We start from the raw sequence: 19,605 nt of genomic DNA, 5'->3' as shown, positions 1-19,605 counted from the left end.
CCTCAATACGGCGATGGTTTTCCAAACAGGGCGAGGTGGAGCTTAGCGTCGCGCTGGTAGATGTCCGGCCTGAAATGAACTGCCCCATCCTCATCGCGCCATGCCGTCGAGTACGTGATGTGGACATCCAGTGGCTGCTTTAGACTGACGACGGTGCGGTCCTGTTTGGCAACGACTTCGTCGATTTTTTGGCGGCTCCACCCTGGCGCCTGAGCGAGGACTTGCTCTGCCATATCCAAAGGACGCGCGAGCCGTATGCATCCATGGCTGCGCGCACGGTCGGCCGAGGAAAAGAGCCCCCGCGCCGGGGTGTCATGCATGTAGACGTTGAACTGGTTGGGAAACATGAATTTGACGCGCCCCAACGCATTTCCGTTGCCCGGCTTTTGCCTCAAGCGAAACGGAAAATTGCTGGCGCTATACTTCTTCCAATCAATGGACATGACGCTTGTAGGTGTGTCCCCGACCATGACTTCGAAGCCTTTGCCGGCAACGGCGGCGGGCTGACTTTGTAATTTGGGGAGTTCCTCATTCACCGCGATTGAGTGCGGTACATTCCAGTATGGATTGATTTCGACGTAGGTCATTCGCTCACTGAAGACCGGCGTCTGATGATAAGGTTTGCCAACGACGACCCGCATCCGATCCTGCTTTTGACCGTTGCGTATGTGGACTAATTCGTATCCGGCAATGTTGACCATCACATAGTGGTCGCCGAGATTTTCGGGCATCCAACGCCACCGCTCCATCGACAGCTTTATCTGACGGATGCGCTGTTCAACAGGGATGTTGAGCTGAAACAACGTCTGCTTGCCCACAATCCCGTCAGGGTCGAGGCCGTGCGTCGCCTGGAACCGCTTTACCGCTGCCAGTAAAGCGTCGTCGTAAAGGGTTTCTGCGCCGGGCGGGGCGGCTGTCACCGCCGGATCTACGGCGCCGAGACGCGCGCGCAGTACCGTGACTTGAGGAGCGGTCATGCCGGGTTTCAGCACCTCTCCATGCTGCACGAACGGCCATCCCCCAGCCTTCTCAATCTCGCGATAGTGTTTCAGCGCGCGCTTCAATCCAGCATATCCGGGTACCTGGGGCTGCCAGACTTCGATGAACTTCTGCATGCTGCCGAGTTCGGCTATCCAGCGCAGGGCGGCAACCCGATCAATAGATTTGCTCTGCCAATAGAGTTTTGAATCTACTTTCGTCGGCAAGAAGCGGCCAACTTTGATGTCGGACGCAAACTTCAAGAAGAACGCGGAATAGTAGAGCTCAATGCTCGCTGCATGGGTGAGATCAGCTGCGACAGCGAACGTAAAGCGATCCCTCTGCGGTAATTGCTGGAGCGGTTCTATGGGGTAGTCGGAAACACCCAACCCCTCGTCCTCAGCGTGACGCATCGCATTAATCAGGTCGTCCCGCATCGCAGGATTGCGCCACCAAATTGGAGCTGCAGCTTCAGTCACATAATAGGCTAGCAGCGCATCTTTGCGCTGGCGTACAGGTAAGGGTACGCCCTCTTCCTTTCTGAGCAGGGCTTCGACTGCTTCAGAGAATGTTTCAGGGGTTGGGTAAGTGATTTCACCGTCTGGAAGTTGCCGGACTTCCGTTGCGGGCACAGGTTGGGGCGGTACTGGACTGGTGGGCTCCGGTGCAGCGACGGCGAATGGGACCAGACCGCACCATATGGTCAGACCGAGAGCAAGGACCAACGACAACAATGCTGGCCTATTGGGAGCAATCTCGTCCTTCGACATTCAATTTGTAGGGCAACCGTGCAAGCCCCCTCCCCTACCCACCAGCAGATGTTGGCACCAGAGCGGCACCGAAACTTTATGTCACAATAAAGATATTTGAACTTCGAAATATGGCATCCGTAGTCGCGTTGAATAACCTTTGGTTTTCGCGGACCCGTGGAGAAGGTTACTTTTCCTCCGGTTTGAAACCCTTCTGCGACAGGCGCCTGATGGCGGCGATTTCGCGTGCCCATTCCTTGAAAGGCCGCGCCGGTGTACCGCCCATGCGTGCGCCGGGGGGGACGTTGTCCTTAACATGTGCCATGCCAGCGATCTGCGCGCCGTCGCCAATCTTGACGTGCCCGACCACACCAGAATGTCCGCCCATTACGACGAAGTCACCCAACTGTGCCGAACCGGCAATGCCGGATTGCGCCACGATAACGCAATGACGGCCTATGACGACGTTATGACCGATCTGCACGAGATTATCGATCTTCGTCCCCTCACCAATTACCGTATTCATTAGTGAGCCTCGGTCGATCGTTGTATTGGCGCCGATCTCGACATCATCACCAATAACGACACAACCAATCTGCGGAACCTTGATGTGCCCCTGGGCGCTCATCGCAAAACCAAATCCATCCTGACCAATTCGAACACCCGGATGGACGATAACGCGATCGCCTATGATGGCATGGCCGATCGAGGCGCACGCGCCGATCTGGCAATCGCTTCCGATTCTAACGCGTTCCCCAATGACAGCCCCACTGGCGATCGTAGTGCCGGCACCGATCGATGCGCCGGCGCCAACGACGGCTCCCTGTTCGATCTCGACATCGTTACAAAGGGCGGCCGTGGGATGCACATAGCCTGCTACACCTTCCGCTGGCGGAGCCACACGCTTGGGCCGCAGAGACCCCGGATAAAACATCGCCAGCGCTTTTGCGAAGGACCGATATGGCGCCCGGGTTATGAACGCCACGGTTCCAATTGGGACTTGGTCAGCAGCACTCGACACGACCAAGCATGCCGCGGCCTTTGTCGAGGCCAACTGCGATGCATACTTGCGATTGTCTAGAAACGTGAGATCGTCGGGACCGGCATCCTGCAGCGAACGCACATCACTTATCATGCGCGTTGCGTCCCCTGGATTAGCCAGGTCAGCCTCCACACAATCCGCGATGGAACGCAATGAAAATGGGCCGGCGCGCTCGAAAAAGCCGGGATGTTGCATACCGTGTCTTTCGTTTGGACGGATGGCGACGCGTGCACAGGAGCAGTTCCGTCGCCTCTCCCCCTACACAGTGCAACTTTTCAATTACCTTACTATGCCGCTGATGTCGTGGCACTTCAGCGAGACAAGCATCAATCGCGGTTAACAGCCGGTGGAGACGTTTTGGGGCCTCTCCGAGTTGCCCGTCAGTAGGTCGGATCTAGAGATATAACTAGGGGAAAGTGACCCTACTAAGCCTCTGCGTATAGCCATAAACCGAAGCGGTGCCACTTTGGTTTATGCCGCGGCGGATAAGAAACCATTGCGTGCGACACCGCTTGGGAGATCGCCGCGTGCCATGTATATATTTGCGCTATGTATCCGAATTACACACCCGGCGAGCGCTTCGCCGATGCTTGCATCCACGTCGTTGGTGTACTAGCCGGACTTATCGCGGTCACGGTAATGCTGGTCATCGCCATTCCGACACTGGATACGTCGACCACCGTGTCGGTCGCCGTTTACGGCCTCGCGATGATGGGCATGTTCGGATGCTCAGCCGCCTATCACATGATCCCTATTCCGAGTTGGAAGTCGATCTTAAGGCGTCTGGATCAGGCGGCAATTTTCGTAAAGATTGCTGGGACGTACACGCCCTTCGCGCTTATCAAAATCGGGGGCGCCTGGGGTTACAGTGTTTTTGGGGTCGTCTGGATTGCGGCTCTTGCGGGTGCGACGGCGAAGTTGGTGATGACATCTAACTGGGACAACGTCTCGGTTGTTTTGTATGTCGCTCTCGGATGGGCGGGCATCTTTATCTTACACCCGTTGATTAACTCCGTTTCGCTAACCACGCTTATATTACTGGGAGCCGGTGGCATCCTTTATACCGCCGGCGTCGTCTTTCATCTTTGGGATAGCCTACCCTACCAGAACGCGATCTGGCACTTATTTGTCCTCGCTGGAACTGCTTGTCATTTTGCAGCCGTCACTACGGCGGTTTTCGAATAACCGCTTTAAAGTGTTACTGTTCAACGTTTTATCACTTTTATTTCGTCCATAATTGTCAGTATTCCAGGTTCAACGCGATATTTGGTGTTTTTGTCAGGCTGTTTCTTTTCGTGCCAGATAGCACTCAGCGTGCGATCCAACATTTCCAGTGTTTCAGAACTAAATCCGGGGGGCCGTTCGATAAATGGGCACATTGCTCTCGTCCTTGGATAACAGGCGGGAGCACTCAGCCACTCTCAGTCGCTCGGAGCCTGCACTGCAACTGACCGGCGATGGCCTGACCATGATCTGCCGCCGACACTGAGTCTATGCAATTCGCAGTGATGTCGAATACGCGTAATCGCCTATGACATCGCAACGTTAGATTTAATTGTGTGGACCTATAGAGCCGAAGAGCGTACTAGTTGCGTAGTCAATATCGTGGTGCTCCGCTATTGCCGCCTCGCTACTCGCCAGATTGGTCAGTTTTTCACAAAAGTTGAAAATCCGTACGACTGATCCTTCTCCGTGATCACCAGGACATCAGAAGAACGTTTGTGCGTTTTTTTTCGCGCGAATGTTCCTAGGAACTGGGAGCGCGAAAATGAGACAACAACACAAATTTAAGGTCGGCCAGACAGTAAACTTCAGACCTGGACGATCAAATATGGCGATCACGTCGCGAGAATATAAAATCATTAGGTTGCTGCCCGCTGTAGGTGGTCAGCCCCAGTACCGCATAAAAAGTACGGGGGAACCCTTCGAGCGGGTCGCACAGGAAAATAACCTTTCCTAAGCGCAAACATCTTGTCCTTATCATTTCGTTCGGCGTCAATTTGCGCTTCTGTAAGGAAGCTAAGTAGATCAAGTTATCGAGCTTTTGAAACAAGATATTCGGGTAGATGGGGGTGAAATTCCATCCTCGAATATCCATATATCTTCAATGACCCCCTTTGATTACACAGAGCCTGCGGAAGTATTCGCCAGCCGGATTGGTGCCGCACGGCATGCATCTGTCATCTACCGGCGCTTCGATTCGGCCGCGGCCGCCATCCAGTATGCTGTAGAAGAACTGTCGCCGGATTTTGCGACCGGTACATTTCTGGAGGCTGGCGATCTTCGCCTCTGCTACGCTGAGATCAAATCACTCTACGAGGATGCGGCTTTCCCGCTGCCCCGCGACGGTCCCGTGGCAGGGCCGTGACTATTATCGATGGGCCCTCTTGTGCTCTCAATCGATCCGGTCTATCTGTATATATCGAGACTTTGGCCGGACCATTGGGCCGTTCCGCTGTGGCGAAGCCCGGCGCGCGATCGAACTCCTTCCAAAAAATCGACGCAATGAGCTTGCAGTCATGTGGCAGCAGCTCTCTTACTTGCCTTTCAAAGGAACTACCATGACTAACGGTACTGTTAAATTTTATAATGATCAAAAGGGCTATGGATTCATTCAGCCCGATGATGGCAGCAAGGACGTATTCGTCCATGCAACAGCTTTGGAGCGCGCTGGCATCCGTATTCTCGTTGAAGGCCAGAAGGTCGCCTTTGATACCCAGCCTGACAGCCGCACTGGCAAAATTGCAGTCAGCAATATCGAAGCGTTTTGAGATCACTGGTTGAGAAACCAGAATCTTGATGAGAACCGCCTGGTCGTCCGGGCGGTTCTTTTATTTTGTGAGGCCTCACGCACACGGCAGCTCTCGAAGTGCCCTATCAAACGCTCGAAATCTGTCATCGAGTGTCTTGCGCCACGGCGCTTCACGAGCGACATTGCCGCGCGCGTGCAGCAGAACCGCTTTGAGCATTCAACTTGCCTCAATCTCGTGACGATACCGAGCTGAAAATTCTCGTCATCGACGAGAACCCTTTGCGCAGAGCAATCATCGAGGAAGGCCTGCGTGAGGCAGGCCAGCACGAGATCAAACTCGTTTCCGACATGAATGGGCTCGTGGAGAAGATCTACTCTTTCGACCCTGATGTGCTGCTGATCGACCTCGAAAATCCGAGCCGGGACGTTCTCGAGCAAATGTTCCAGGTCTCTCGGCTAGTCCGGCGACCAATAGCGATGTTCGTCGACAAAAGCGATGGACCAACCATTGACGCTGCGATCGATGCCGGCGTGTCCGCTTATATCGTCGATGGTTTACGCAAAGAACGCGTCCGGCCAATTCTCGAGACGACAATTTCTCGCTTTCGCGCATTTGACAGGTTGCGCTCCGAGCTGGAGGAGACGAGGAGCGCATTGAAGGAGCGTAAGATCATCGAGAAAGCGAAAGGCATCTTGATGAAGACGCGAGGTCTCGAAGAAGAGGCCGCCTACGCAGCTTTGCGGAGGCAAGCCATGTCGACAGGCAACCGGATTGCCGACGTCGCGGCCGCCCTGATTAGCACCTATAACCTCCTGAACGACAAATAGAGGCGCCGATGCCCGAACACGTACGCAACGAAATCCATGCAGGCTTTATTCCGCTGATCGATTGCGCACCGTTGGTCATCGCTGCCGAACAAGGGTTCGACGCGCAATTTGGATTTCAGCTCCGCCTTTATCGCGAGGTTTCCTGGGCCAACATCCGCGACAAAATCGACGTCGGCGCCTACGACTGCGCACACATGCTGGCTCCGATGCCAATCGCTACCGCTCTCGGGCTTGGACGAACCACCGCGCCAATCATCGTTCCGATGGCTCTCAATCTGAATGGCAACGCCATTACGGTTTCAGCAGCAATATTCGAGGAAATGCTGGCCGCCGATCCAGAGGCGACCCGTGCCGGCGGGATGAACGCCGTTCAAGCCTTGAAGCGCGTTGTCGACGCACACGCCAAGTCCGGAATGGCTCCTTTGACACTTGGAATGGTGTTTCCGTTTTCATCGCATAATTACGACATGCGATACTGGTTGGCCGCCGGCGGCATAGATCCCGATAACGATGTCAATCTGATTGTCATCCCGCCGCCTCTGACGGCTGAGAACCTCCGCAGCGGCCGTATCGATGGTTTCTGCGCGGGCGAGCCTTGGAACAGTGTCGCGGTCTCGCAAGGTGCCGGGCGCATTGTCGCGACGAAGAGCCAACTCTGGTCTCGCAGTCCGGAAAAGGTGCTCGGCGTTCGCGCCGCATGGGCCGAGCAGAATCCACAGCTCCTGGACGCCCTCATCAAGGCCATAATCAAAGCCGGTCAATGGCTGGAAGATCCCCGCAACTGTGACCAAGCTGCGGACATTTTGTCAAAGCCGCAATGGGTCGGAACAACGCGCGACATTATTCGAAACGTCTTGTCTGGAACTCTCGAACGCGGCGGACGCCTGGCCGTGAATAAAGACCCGGAACTTGTTCTGTTTCACAGCCATGCCGCAAATTTCCCATGGCGCTCGCACGCTCTTTGGATCCTGTCGCAGATGATCCGCTGGGGGCAGGTGCGTGAACCGTTCGATCTCAACGCCGTGGTCGAAGAAGTCTATCGCCCCGAATATTATCGCAAAGCCGCAGCAGCCCTCGGCATCTCAGTACCTCATGAGAATATGAAGCGTGAAGGTGATTACGCCGTCACCGAAACAGCATCTTCAGCTGCCAAACGCGGTCAAAGCTTTTTCGGGTCTGACCACTTCGATCCGCTTCATGTGCTGAACTATCTCGAGCAGCAAAAGATACGATCGCCGTCGATCGACCTGACCCGCTTCAAGGGTCTCAACGCTTCACACTGATCATCGACCCGTTGCCGATCATTTTGTCATTCGCTCATTGCAATGCACAAAAAGGCAGCATCGATACCGCTTTTTGCCGGTCAGCCACTTTCACTCAACACATTGTTTTTATTTAAATTCCTTCAACATCTCTCATTGGCACAACTTTTGTAATGTCCTTTCGCGAAAGCGTGAAGGAGCGTCTCCTCACGTAGACATTGCGGTCCAATGAAGGTTCGCAGGAGGCAGCGCCGCCACCAGAGGAAGGTTCCGGATCATCCGGATCCCCACTTTGATGCGGCGCTTTTTTTGTCTGCGGTCGTCGGCCGAATGTCTTCAACGGCTCGCTGATCCGCAGGAACTGAAGGGACGATGGAATGACCAAAATCGCGGGCTGCGCCAGAGCGACACGTGTCTCTCACTTTCCCCTGTTGCTTATCGGGTCGGGCTTACTGCTTATGGCCGCGCTGACCTGGAGCATCATTTCCGCGACGAGTTCGAAGGCGGAGATGCTCGATGTCGAGAAGGACGAACTGAAGTTCGGCTTCATCAAGCTCACAGACATGGCCCCGCTGGCGATTGCCAAGGAAAAAGGCTTCTTCGAAGACGAGGGTCTGTTCGTAACGCTTGAACCGCAGGCCAACTGGAAAGTTCTGCTCGATCGCGTCATCACGGGTGAACTCGATGGCGCGCACATGCTTGCCGGTCAACCGCTAGCCGCAACCATCGGCTTCGGCACCAAGGCCCACGTCATTACACCGTTTTCAATGGATCTGAACGGTAACGGCATCACCGTCTCCAACGAAGTCTGGGAGATGATGAAGCCCCATATTCCGACAGGCGCCGACGGCAAACCTGAGCACCCAATCCAGGCCTCGGCACTGAAGAAGGTCGTCGACAAATTCAAGGCAGAAGGAAAGCCCTTCAAGATGGGCATGGTGTTTCCCGTCTCGACGCATAACTACGAGCTTCGCTATTGGCTCGCCTCGGGCGGACTCAATCCCGGCTACTACTCGAAGGACAACGTTTCCGGTCAGATCATGGCTGATGTTCTGCTGTCGGTGACACCTCCGCCGCAGATGCCAGCCACGCTCGAAGCTGGAACGATCAACGGCTACTGCGTGGGTGAGCCCTGGAACCAGCAAGCCGTGTTCAAGGGTATCGGCGTCCCCGTGATCACGGACTACGAGATCTGGAAAGATAATCCCGAAAAGGTGTTCGGCATCACCAAGGAATTCGCCGACAAATACCCCAATACGACGCTGGCCATCACCAAAGCGCTGATCCGCGCCGGACAGTGGCTCGATGAGAACAACAACGCCAACCGACAGGAGGCCGTCGAAATCCTGGCACGTTCCGAATACGTCGGAGCGGACGCCGAAGTCATCGCCAACTCCATGACCGGCACCTTTGAGTACGAGAAGGGTGACAAGCGCGATGTCCCCGACTTCAACGTCTTCTTCCGTTATTTCGCGACCTATCCCTACTACTCGGACGCCGTTTGGTATCTCACGCAGATGCGGCGATGGGGCCAGATCGCCGATGCCAAGTCAGACGAGTGGTACGACACCACGGCCAAGAGCGTCTACCGGCCAGATATCTACCTCAAAGCCGCGGAGATGCTCGTTGCTGACGGATTGGCGAAGAAAGCGGACTTCCCCTTCGACACCGACGGCTATCGGCCTCCCCAGACCGAGTTCATCGACGGCATCCCCTTCGATGGCAAGAAACCCAACGCATACATCGACAACCTGCCGATCGGTTTGAAAAGCAAGGAAACCGTAACCGGCAACAAGGTCGCAACCCAGTGACGCCACGGCCGGGAACGGCCGCGATGAGGGCTGACACAGAGAGGTATCATTATGAGCATTGCGGCCGATTTTTCCGGTTCTGAACAAACCGACGCCGCCAGGGCTGAGCGCAAAGCACGGATCGCTCAGCGTATCGCCCGTACCGATAGAATCCTAAACCTTCTCGCTCTTGGGTGGATCACACCCATCCTGAAGATGATGGCTGGTGAAAATCCGAAAACGGAACTCGCAGCGCTGTGGCGAATGCTAGGCGTTCCTTTAACGGCGATCATCATATTCCTCTCCGCATGGGCTTACCTAGCACCACAGGTCAAAACGTCCCTTGGTGCCGTTCCCGGCCCGGCGCAGGTCTGGGAGCAAGCCGGCAACCTTCTTGCCGATCACTATCGTGCACGAGAGAAAGAAGCTGCGTTCTATCAACGACAGGATGAGCGGAACGCCAAGTGGATCGCACAGGGCCAGCCGGACAGCGTGAAGTACCGCACCTATACCGGCGCGCCGACCTACGTTGACCAGATCTCGACGTCACTGCAGACCGTGTTCCTTGGATTTCTGATCGCGACGGTCGTTGCAGTTCCCCTCGGCATTGTCTGCGGCCTTTCGCCGACGATGAATGCGGCTTTCAATCCGCTCATTCAGATCTTCAAGCCCGTCTCTCCGCTGGCTTGGCTGCCTATCGTCACCATGATCGTGTCCGCCGTCTACGTCAGCGACGACCCCTGGTTTGCAAAATCCTTCTTGATCTCTGCGATTACGGTGACGCTGTGTTCGCTGTGGCCGACGCTGATCAATACGGCTGTCGGCGTCTCATCCATCGACAAGGACCTCATGAACGTAGGACGCGTCTTGAACCTCAGCTGGTTCACGACCGTGCGCAAGCTCGTCCTTCCGTCAGCTCTGCCGCTTATCTTCACGGGCCTCCGGCTGTCGCTTGGCGTGGGCTGGATGGTGCTGATCGCAGCTGAAATGCTGGCGCAAAACCCGGGGCTTGGGAAGTTCGTCTGGGACGAATTCCAGAACGGGTCTTCCTCGTCGCTGGCGAAGATCATGGTGGCCGTATTCACGATCGGGCTCATCGGCTTCCTGCTCGACCGCATCATGCTGGCGCTGCAGTCGCTCACCACCTATCAGGCAACGCGCTGATCCGCCGGAGACTTTGAACATGGCATTTCTCGAACTCAAGGGCGTATCGAAGAGCTACGGTACGGGCGCGGCACGAAGCAACGTCCTAACCGACATCAATCTCGAGGTGGCAGAAGGCGAGTTTATTGCGATCCTGGGGTTCTCAGGCTCGGGTAAAACCACGCTGCTTTCAGCTATTGCTGGGTTGGTCACGCCTGACACAGGAACGGTCACCCTGAAGGGCAAAGCGATCACGGGTCCCGGTCCCGAGCGCGGGGTCGTGTTCCAAAGCTACTCGTTGATGCCGTGGCTAACGGTCGAAGGAAACATCGAACTCGCTGTCAACGCTGTGTTCTCCAGGGAAGGCAAGGAAGAGCGCGCGGAACGCGTCACGAAAGCGATCGCGATGGTTGGCCTATCGCATGCCCGCGACCGGCGTCCGGAAGAGCTTTCAGGCGGCATGCGTCAGCGTGTTTCGGTCGCGCGGGCTCTCGCCATGAGCCCGGAAATCCTGCTTCTCGACGAGCCGCTTTCGGCCCTTGATGCGCTCACCCGCGCCAAGCTTCAGAATGAGATTGAGCAGATCTGGCGGCACGAGAAGAAAACCGTCGTGCTGATTACAAATGACGTCGATGAAGCGCTGCTTCTCGCCGATCGAGTTATTCCGCTCACGCCTGGTCCGGGCGCTACGCTCGGGCCATCGTTCGAGGTCGATCTCGAAAGACCGCGCAACCGGACCGCGCTCAACCATGACACGACCTACAAAAAATTGCGTGCCGATATCACCAAGACGCTGATTGCGTCCGGCATCAATCGCGGTTCTCAAGGTCGCGGCGTCGGGCAGGACAAGTTGCCGGCTATTGCGCCCATCTCCTGGATGAAGACGCTGCCAAAAGCTTATCGCGACGCCGCCAAGCCGCGGGCGCCCGACCGCTACCTCGAATTCTTCGAACTGCGCAAAGTTTATCCCACGCCCAAGGGGCCTCTGACCGTTGTTGAAGATTTCAACCTGATTATGCGCAAGGGCGAATTCATTTCGCTCATCGGCCACTCGGGTTGCGGGAAATCAACTGTTCTGTCGATGACTGCGGGGCTCAACAGCATAACGTCGGGCGGCATTGTTCTCGATGGCCAGGAGGTGACGGGAGCCGGGCCGGACCGTGCCGTTGTGTTTCAGGCGCCCTCACTGATGCCCTGGCTAACGGCACGCGAGAATGTCGCTCTCGGCGTCGATCGTGTTTATCCGCATGCCAGAAAGAACGAACGCGCCGATATCGTCGACTACTACCTGACCCGTGTCGGCCTCGGCGATGCCATGGACAAGCGTGCCGCGGACATGTCGAACGGTATGCGGCAACGCGTCGGTATTGCGCGGGCCTTTTCTCTGTCGCCCAAGCTCCTGTTGCTTGATGAGCCCTTCGGCATGCTGGACAGCCTGACTCGCTGGGAGCTTCAGGAAGTCCTGATGGACGTGTGGAAGCGCACGCAAGTGACGGCAATCTGCGTGACGCATGATGTCGATGAGGCCATTTTGCTGGCCGACCGCGTCATCATGATGACGAATGGGCCGCACGCCACCATCGGCCGGATGGTCGAGATCGATATCCCACGCCCGCGCACGCGCCAGGAGTTGCTCCGGCATCCGCGCTACTACGAGTACCGCGAATCCATCCTCAACTTTCTTGAAGAATTCGAACACGGTGCGACACCGGCACCCGACGCTCAGGGCAAATCCAAACCCGACAAGTCTTTGGAGGATGCTGCGTGAGAAAGCGAATTGCTGTCGTCGGAAACGGAATGGCCGGCTTGAGGTTTGTCGAAGAGCTGGTCGCAGCTGCACCAGGCCAGTTCGATATCACAGTGATCGGCGCAGAACCTCAGCCTGCCTACAATCGGGTCTTACTTTCTCCGCTGCTCGCGGGCGAGATCGGCTTAGAGGACGTATCGCTGAAGCCTGCCGATTGGTACGCGGCCCATGGCGTGACGCTGCTCACCGGCGCGCCAGTCACGGTGCTTGATACGTATAATCGGTCAATTATCGTCGAGAATGCCGATGGCGGCATGGAGATTTATTTCGATGCCTGCGTACTTGCGACGGGATCCAACCCAATCCGACTGACACTGCCGGGGGACACGCTCGACGGCGTGCTCACGTTCCGCACGACGGCTGATGTCGACGCGATGAGCCAGTTTGCCCAAATCGGTCAGCCTGCGGTTGTCATCGGAGGCGGGTTACTCGGCATCGAAGCCGCCTATGGTCTGGCGCGCGCAGGTATTCCAGTGACCCTGGTCCACATCATGGACCGGTTGATGGAACGTCAGCTTGATCCGGAAGGTGCTCTCTATTTGAAAGGTGCGCTGGAAGCGAAGGGCATTCGCGTCATTCTCGGTGCTCAGACAAAAGAAATACTCGGCGAGACACGCGTCGAAAGCGTCATCCTGAGCGACGGGCAGAAGATCGACTGCGGTCTCGTGGTCATGGCAGTGGGCGTTCAGGCCAATACGAAATTGGCTGTGAGCGCTGGACTTGTCATTGGCCGTGGCATCATCGTCGATGAGGGCCTTCAGACAACCGCACCGAACATCTTTGCGATCGGCGAATGCGCTGAGTATCGCGGCATCTGTCACGGGTTGGTCGAACCGGCCTACGAACAGGCAAAGGTTCTTGCCGATTGTTTCGCGGGGCGCACCTCTGCCTATGGCGGCTCCGTTCCGGCAGCGAACCTGAAGGTTTCCGGTGTTCCCGTTTTTTCCGTGGGCAATTTCTCTGGCGATGACGCCGAGGTTTTGGTCACGCGCGATGCAGGGCTTGAGACGTATCGCAAGCTTTGCGTTCGCGAAGGCCAGTTAGTTGGTGCCGTGCTCGTCGGCGATACGACGGATGCACTTTGGTATCTCGACCTCATTCGATCCGGCGCGGACATAACGGCGTTCCGGGATTCGCTCGCGTTTGGCCGTGCCTATGCGGAGGCTGCGTGATGAGCGCTCAAGATTTCAGCGACGAACAGAAACGGTATCTGGAAGGCTTTGTCTCAGGGATTCAAACCTCGCGTGCCGCAGCGGGCTTGAAGCCCCTGGCAGGAGTTGGCGGGGGAGGCGCTGCGAGTGGGCCGGACGCCGAGCACCTCGAAGCCATGGCGCGCTTCGAACGCGATGGCAAAAAGCTCGTCAATGAAGAGAAGGCGAAGCGCGACGAGCATCCCTTCGATGCCTACAAACGCTTGAAGCGGGAGGCCCTTGGCGGCGCATTTCCAAAGGGTGTCGACAATTTCCGTTGGCGCTTTCACGGCCTCTACTATGTGGCGCCTGCACAGGACTCGTTCATGTGCAGGATGCGCATTCCCAATGGCATTCTCAACCACTGGCAATTCTCTGCGGTGGCCGATCTCGCTGAGCGTTTCGGCGGCGGCTATACGCACGTTACGACACGCGCCAATTTGCAGATTAGGGAGATCGCCGCGGAGAACGGCCCGCCGCTCATCGAGGGACTGGCCGAAATCGGGCTGACGCCGAAGGGCTCCGGTGCCGATAACATTCGTAACGTGACTGGCTCACCGACCGCCGGAATCGATCCGCAGGAACTGATCGATTCACGGCCTTACGCGAAAGCGTGGCACCACCACATCCTCAACGATCGCTCGCTCTACGGGTTGCCGAGAAAGTTCAACGTTGCGTTTGACGGTGGTGGCGCCGTTCCGGTGCTTGAAGATACAAACGACATTTCGTTCACCGCTATTAGGGTCAAAGGTAACACCGAGACGGAAGGCGGCGTGTGGTTTCGCCTGGGACTTGGCGGCATAACCGGGCATCGCGATTTCGCCCGGCCTACCGGAGTCTTCGTCAAGCCGTCTGATGCGGTCGCAGTTGCCGATGCCATCGTACGTGTCTTCATCGCCAATGGCGATCGTACCAACCGGCAAAAAGCGCGAATGAAATACGTGCTCGACGAATGGGGGTTCGACAAATTCCTCACCGCTGTCGAAGAACAGCTTGGCAGCCCTTTGCAACGCTTTACGGACGATGAAGTCAGCCAGCCCAACGGCCAGGATCGGCAGGCACACATTGGTGTTCACCCGCAAAGCCAACCCGGTCTCGTGTGGATCGGCGTGGCGCTGCCGGTCGGCCGTCTCTCTTGTGATCAAATGCGGACTCTGGCTGATATTTCCCGCGAGTTCGGGGATGGCGATATTCGTCTCACCGTTTGGCAGAACCTCCTGATCTCTAGTGTTTCGGCAGATCGGGCAGAGGAGCTCGAAGCTCGGCTGCAGTCTATCGGGCTGACATCAAAGGCGTCGAGCATCCGCGCGGGCTTGGTCGCCTGCACGGGGAACACAGGTTGCAAGTTCGCCGCGTCCAATACCAAGGACACTGCGTTAGCGATTGCCGATTGGGTGGAGCCGAGGCTCTCTCTCGATCAACCCATCAACATTCATTTGACGGGCTGCCACCACTCCTGCGCCCAGCATTACATCGGCGACATCGGGCTTATCGCGTGCCGCGTTCCAATTCCCGATAGCGACGACACAGAAGAGGGATTCCACATACTGGTCGGCGGCGGATTTGGTGCCGACGCGGCCATCGCGCGTGAGCTCTTCAATGATGTTCGCATCGCGGACTGTCCAGAGACCGTCGGGCGCATTCTCGCGGCTTACATGGCCAACCGCGCGGGCACGGAAGAAAGCTTCGCTGAGTTCTCCCGCCGTCACGAGATCGACACCCTGAAGACGATGGCGGAAGCCGCCGGAGGCCTATCATGAGCATTCAGGAGCGCACCGACGCGTACCAGCCCGGCCAAGTTCCGGTGATACCGGAAACGGCTCCATTCAATCCAGATCAGCGCGCGTGGCTCAATGGCTTCTTTGCCGGCCTGCTTTCACTTGATGCAGCGGGGGCTGCGGCCGTTCAATTCGAGGGCGGACTACCTGGAGGCGCGACGCCGGCTGCTGGCGACGGCGATGATGGCGCCGATCCGTGGCACGACCCTTCCATGGCGATCGACGAGCGGATGACACTTGCCGATGGACGGCCGCTACGACGTAAACTTTACGCAGCAATGGCACAGCAGGACTGTGGCCAGTGCGGCTATCTTTGCGAGAGCTACGCTGAAAAGGTTGCGGTCGGCGAAGAAGCGCGTCTCAATCTCTGCGTACCCGGCGGCAAAGAAACCAGCCGCATGTTGAAGCGCCTCATGGAAGAGGCGCCAGCAGCCCCAATTTCGGAACCTAAATTCGATGTTGCGGTGACCACGGCACCGGCTGTCGATCTCGTGCCCGGATATTCCCGCGAAGCTCCCGTCACCGCAATCTTCAGGGGCACTCGTTGCATTACGGGCGCGACCTCGACGAAAGATACCCGCCACGTTGTCTTCGATCTTACGGATTCTGGCATCGCGTACGAGCCGGGTGACAGCTTTGGCGTCTACGCGACGAATGATCCGGCGCTTGCCGATGCGGTTCTAGCGGCAATGAATGCCCCCGCTGATTTTCCCATCGGCGATAAGACACTGCGGCAGAGCCTCATTGAAGACTATGATCTCGGCACCGCGCCAGACATGCTCTTTGAGTTGGCGAGCTACATGGTCGGAGGCGACCGGCGCCGCAAGGCGAAAGCGCTCGCGAAAGGCGATGATCCTGACGGCGATGCCGCCACGTTTGACGTCCTCAAAGCCGTTGAATCCCTAGGCCCTATGCATCCAGATCCGGAAGCGTTTCTGGAATGCTTGGAGCCATTACATCCGCGCCTTTATTCCATCTCGTCTTCTCCACTGGCTACGCCCGGCGAACTTCACCTGACAGTCGATACGGTTCGTTATGAGATCGACGGACGACAGCGCGTCGGCGTTGCTTCAACTTTTCTGGCCGACCGGATCGCACCCGGTACACCGCTCAAAGTCTATGTGCAGAAGACGCATGGCTTCGGGCTTCCAGAGGATCCGAACGTTCCCGTTATCATGGTCGGTCCCGGCACGGGCATTGCGCCGTTCCGTTCGTTTCTCTGGCATCGCCACGCGAGTAAAGCACCCGGCCGTTCCTGGCTCTTTTTCGGACATCAGCACGAAGCTTCCGAGTTTTTCTATCGTGATGAACTCGATGCATTCCTCGCGACCGGAGTCCTCTCAAAACTGTCAACGGCTTGGTCTCGCGACGGGACCGAGAAGGTCTACGTTCAAGACCGCATGCGGGAGAACGCGGCGGAGGTGTGGGCGTGGCTGGGAGAGGGCGCCCACTTCTATGTGTGCGGCGACGCTAAGCGCATGGCTAAAGACGTCGAGACCGCCCTCATCGACATCGCTGGCAGCCAGGGCGGAAAGTCAGCAGAAGAAGCCAAGGAATTCGTCGTCAATCTGAAGGCCACTGGCCGCTATCAGGCGGATGTCTACTGATGGAGAACACCGAGACTGGCAAAGCGGTGCGCACGACCTGTCCCTACTGCGGGGTCGGATGTGGGGTTATTGCGACACCGGACGGCAATGGCGGGGCGACCATCGCGGGAGACACCGAGCATCCGGCAAACTTCGGCCGATTGTGCTCCAAAGGCTCTGCGTTGGGTGAAACGCTGGCGCTGGAGACCCGTCTGCTTCATCCCGAGATCGACGGGCAAAGGGTTACATGGGATGCAGCGCTCGACCATGTCTCGTCCAGGATTTCTGACATCAAGGAAGAACATGGGCCGGGCTCGATCGCATTCTATCTATCCGGTCAATTGCTGACAGAGGACTATTACGTCGCCAACAAGCTGGCGAAGGGTTTTATCGGCACGCCGCACGTCGACACGAATTCCCGCTTGTGCATGTCATCATCCGTGGCCGGGCACAAACGTGCTTTTGGCGCCGACATCGTTCCGCAGTGCTACGACGACCTGGAACTTGCCGACCTCATTGTCCTCGTGGGCTCAAACGCGGCTTGGTGCCACCCAATTCTCTATCAACGCATTCAGGTGGCGCGTGCCGAGCGTGGTGTCCGTGTCGTCGTCATAGATCCACGACGTACGGCGACTTGCGAAGGCGCAGACCTGCATCTTCCCATCGAGCCCGGCAAAGACTCTGTTCTGTGGAATGGTCTGCTCGTGCACTTGGCTGATAAAGGTCTCGTCGACTGGCGATTCATCGGCGACCACACTGAAGGATTTCCAGAAGCGCTCGCAGAAGCGCGAGGGCAGGCCGGCAGCATCGCCTCCATCGCGATCGAAACGGGGCTCAACGGTATCGATATCGAGACGTTTTTCTCGTGGTGGAGCGAAGCCCCGAAGGTCGTGAGCTGCTACAGCCAAGGCGTCAACCAATCTGCGCAGGGCACCGACAAGGTCAACGCGATCATCAATTGCCATCTCGCGACAGGTCGTATTGGTAAGATCGGTTCCGGGCCGTTGTCATTAACGGGGCAGCCTAATGCGATGGGCGGACGCGAGGTCGGCGGCCTTGCGAACATGCTTGCTGCTCACATGGGGTTCAGCCCCGCTGATCGCTCACGCGTCTCACGCTTTTGGCAGGCGCCAAATCTGATCACCGACGAAGGCCTCAAGGCCGTGCAGATGTTTGATGCGATCGCGGACGGGCGCATCAAGGCACTGTGGGTGATGGGGACAAACCCTGCGGTCAGCCTTCCGCAAGCCGATTACGTCCGCGCGGCTTTGTGCAAGCTCGAGCTCTTTGTCGTGTCCGAAAATGTTGTCAGCAATGACACCGCTGCTGAAGCGGGTGTGCGGCTCCCCGCCGCCGCCTGGGGTGAAAAAGATGGCACCGTTACCAACTCTGAACGGCGCATTTCGCGGCAGCGCAAATTTCTTCCTTTGGCTGGAGAGGCCCGACCGGATTGGTGGATCCTTTCCGAAGTCGCGAAAAGATTAGGCTACGAACGCTACTTCGCGTTCGAGTCCGTCTCCGACATCTTCCGCGAGCACGCCTCGCTATCGCATTTTGAAAACGGTGGCACGCGCCCGTTTGACCTCGGTGTCCTGACCGACCTTTCTCCAGCCTCTTACGACCAGCTTGCGCCCGTCCAATGGCCCATTTCTCAACCGGGAGCATCGGGAACGGAGCGGCTGTTCGGCGAAGGTGGGTTTGCAACCCCCAACGGCCGTGCGCGGTTCGTTACAGTCCGCATGCCCAAGCTTGCCGCAGAGGTGAACGAAGCGTGGCCCTTCGTACTCAACACGGGTCGTGTCCGCGATCAGTGGCATACGATGACACGGACCGGGCTATCACCGCGTCTCTGGAGACATATCAGCGAACCGTTCGTAGAAGTTCATCCGAGCGACGCGGAAACCATGGGGCTCGTCCAAGGTCAGCTTGCCGAAGTCGAAACTGCTTCGGGCAAGGCTGTGTTACGCACCCTTATCAACGAGGGGCAAGCGCCTGGGTCGATCTTCGCACCCATTCACTGGTCCGGGCAGAACAGTTCGGCCGGACGGATCGGAGCCTTGGTGCATCCATTTACTGACCCCGTCTCAGGGCAACCGGAAGCCAAGGCAACGCCGGCTCGGATTTCACCACTCGGGGTGGCGTACTACGGCGTCGTCCTGTCGCGTGTCGTTCCGCAAATTGATGATTTGGCTTACTGGGCTCGCAGCGCGACATCTTTTGGCTGGACCACCCATATCGCTCTTCGCGAAGGTCCAACAGATTGGGGCGCCTGGTCGAAGACATTTATGCCAGACGGCGAGCAGGTCAGCTTCGAAGATCCTTCCTCGAATCTTTTCCGTGTTGCCACCTTGAACAGCGGCCGCCTCGAAGCCGTCGCCTACTTTGCCTCCAAGCCGGAATTGCCGTCGCTGGCCTGGTTGGCGTCCATCTTCGAACGTACAGACTTGACGGCTAACGACCGACGCTCCGTACTCGCGGGCCGTCCCATCGAGGGTTTGGCTGACGAGGGAGATATCATTTGTGTCTGCTTCCAAGTTGGCGCGCACCGTATCCGCGAAGCAATTCGCTCGGGCTGCAATTCGGTCGAAGATATTGGATGCGCTTTGCGTGCGGGTACCAACTGTGGCTCCTGCGTCCCCGAGCTGCGCCGCCTTCTCTCCGACGCGACCTCCGTGTCTTTAGACGCTGCGGAGTAAACCG

Annotated in this window: 14 protein-coding genes; 12 read left to right on the top strand and 2 right to left on the bottom strand. The window is 57.3% G+C overall.

Annotated features, from left to right (window positions below):
* Positions 1–2: 2 nt before the first annotated feature.
* Together YBN1229_RS06820 and lpxD are read right to left on the bottom strand one after the other, a co-directional pair.
* Complete coding sequence (locus tag YBN1229_RS06820; protein WP_052743756.1) at positions 3–1,748, bottom strand: L,D-transpeptidase family protein; 1,746 nt, start codon at positions 1,746–1,748, stop codon at positions 3–5.
* A 166-nt stretch (positions 1,749–1,914) separates the two neighbouring features.
* Positions 1,915–2,964 (bottom strand): UDP-3-O-(3-hydroxymyristoyl)glucosamine N-acyltransferase, encoded by a 1,050-nt coding sequence (gene lpxD, locus YBN1229_RS06815; RefSeq protein WP_046477567.1) that lies wholly within the window; start codon positions 2,962–2,964, stop codon positions 1,915–1,917.
* A 354-nt stretch (positions 2,965–3,318) separates the two neighbouring features.
* Here lpxD and trhA point away from each other — a divergent pair, with 354 nt between their 5' ends.
* From trhA to YBN1229_RS06750, 12 genes are all read left to right on the top strand, one after another.
* On the top strand, positions 3,319–3,954 hold the full coding sequence (trhA, locus tag YBN1229_RS06810) for a PAQR family membrane homeostasis protein TrhA (protein ID WP_046477564.1): 636 nt from the start codon (positions 3,319–3,321) through the stop codon (positions 3,952–3,954).
* A gap of 922 nt (positions 3,955–4,876) precedes the next feature.
* Entirely contained in the window at positions 4,877–5,137 is a 261-nt protein-coding gene (locus tag YBN1229_RS06800) for a hypothetical protein (RefSeq protein ID WP_046477556.1), read from the top strand.
* A 193-nt stretch (positions 5,138–5,330) separates the two neighbouring features.
* On the top strand, positions 5,331–5,540 hold the full coding sequence (locus YBN1229_RS06795; RefSeq protein ID WP_046480084.1) for a cold-shock protein: 210 nt from the start codon (positions 5,331–5,333) through the stop codon (positions 5,538–5,540).
* Between the two features lie 203 nt (positions 5,541–5,743).
* Entirely contained in the window at positions 5,744–6,349 is a 606-nt protein-coding gene (locus tag YBN1229_RS06790) for an ANTAR domain-containing response regulator (RefSeq protein ID WP_046477552.1), read from the top strand.
* A gap of 8 nt (positions 6,350–6,357) precedes the next feature.
* Positions 6,358–7,632 (top strand): CmpA/NrtA family ABC transporter substrate-binding protein, encoded by a 1,275-nt coding sequence (locus YBN1229_RS06785; protein ID WP_046477549.1) that lies wholly within the window; start codon positions 6,358–6,360, stop codon positions 7,630–7,632.
* 437 nt (positions 7,633–8,069) lie between these two features.
* On the top strand, positions 8,070–9,422 hold the full coding sequence (locus tag YBN1229_RS06780; protein ID WP_046480083.1) for a CmpA/NrtA family ABC transporter substrate-binding protein: 1,353 nt from the start codon (positions 8,070–8,072) through the stop codon (positions 9,420–9,422).
* Positions 9,423–9,473: 51 nt separating this feature from the next.
* Complete coding sequence (locus YBN1229_RS06775) at positions 9,474–10,565, top strand: ABC transporter permease (RefSeq protein ID WP_046477546.1); 1,092 nt, start codon at positions 9,474–9,476, stop codon at positions 10,563–10,565.
* 19 nt (positions 10,566–10,584) lie between these two features.
* Positions 10,585–12,312, top strand: coding sequence for an ABC transporter ATP-binding protein (locus tag YBN1229_RS06770; RefSeq protein WP_046477544.1), 1,728 nt, complete (start codon positions 10,585–10,587; stop codon positions 12,310–12,312).
* Positions 12,309–13,523 carry an NAD(P)/FAD-dependent oxidoreductase gene (locus YBN1229_RS06765; RefSeq protein ID WP_052744692.1) on the top strand — a complete coding sequence of 405 codons (1,215 nt, stop codon included), beginning with the start codon at positions 12,309–12,311 and terminating at the stop codon, positions 13,521–13,523. Before YBN1229_RS06770 ends, YBN1229_RS06765 begins: the two co-directional genes overlap by 4 nt.
* On the top strand, positions 13,523–15,301 hold the full coding sequence (locus YBN1229_RS06760) for a NirA family protein (RefSeq protein ID WP_046477542.1): 1,779 nt from the start codon (positions 13,523–13,525) through the stop codon (positions 15,299–15,301). The genes YBN1229_RS06765 and YBN1229_RS06760 overlap by 1 nt, the downstream gene beginning before the upstream one ends.
* Positions 15,298–16,926 carry a sulfite reductase subunit alpha gene (locus YBN1229_RS06755; protein ID WP_046477540.1) on the top strand — a complete coding sequence of 543 codons (1,629 nt, stop codon included), beginning with the start codon at positions 15,298–15,300 and terminating at the stop codon, positions 16,924–16,926. Before YBN1229_RS06760 ends, YBN1229_RS06755 begins: the two co-directional genes overlap by 4 nt.
* Complete coding sequence (locus YBN1229_RS06750) at positions 16,926–19,601, top strand: nitrate reductase (RefSeq protein ID WP_046477538.1); 2,676 nt, start codon at positions 16,926–16,928, stop codon at positions 19,599–19,601. The genes YBN1229_RS06755 and YBN1229_RS06750 overlap by 1 nt, the downstream gene beginning before the upstream one ends.
* The last annotated feature ends 4 nt before the right edge of the window (positions 19,602–19,605 follow it).

This window comes from Candidatus Filomicrobium marinum (assembly GCF_000981545.1).
GTDB lineage: Bacteria > Pseudomonadota > Alphaproteobacteria > Rhizobiales > Hyphomicrobiaceae > Filomicrobium > Filomicrobium insigne.
Note: the sequence above shows the minus strand (reverse complement) of the source record. Positions and strands in the feature narration are given on the sequence as shown.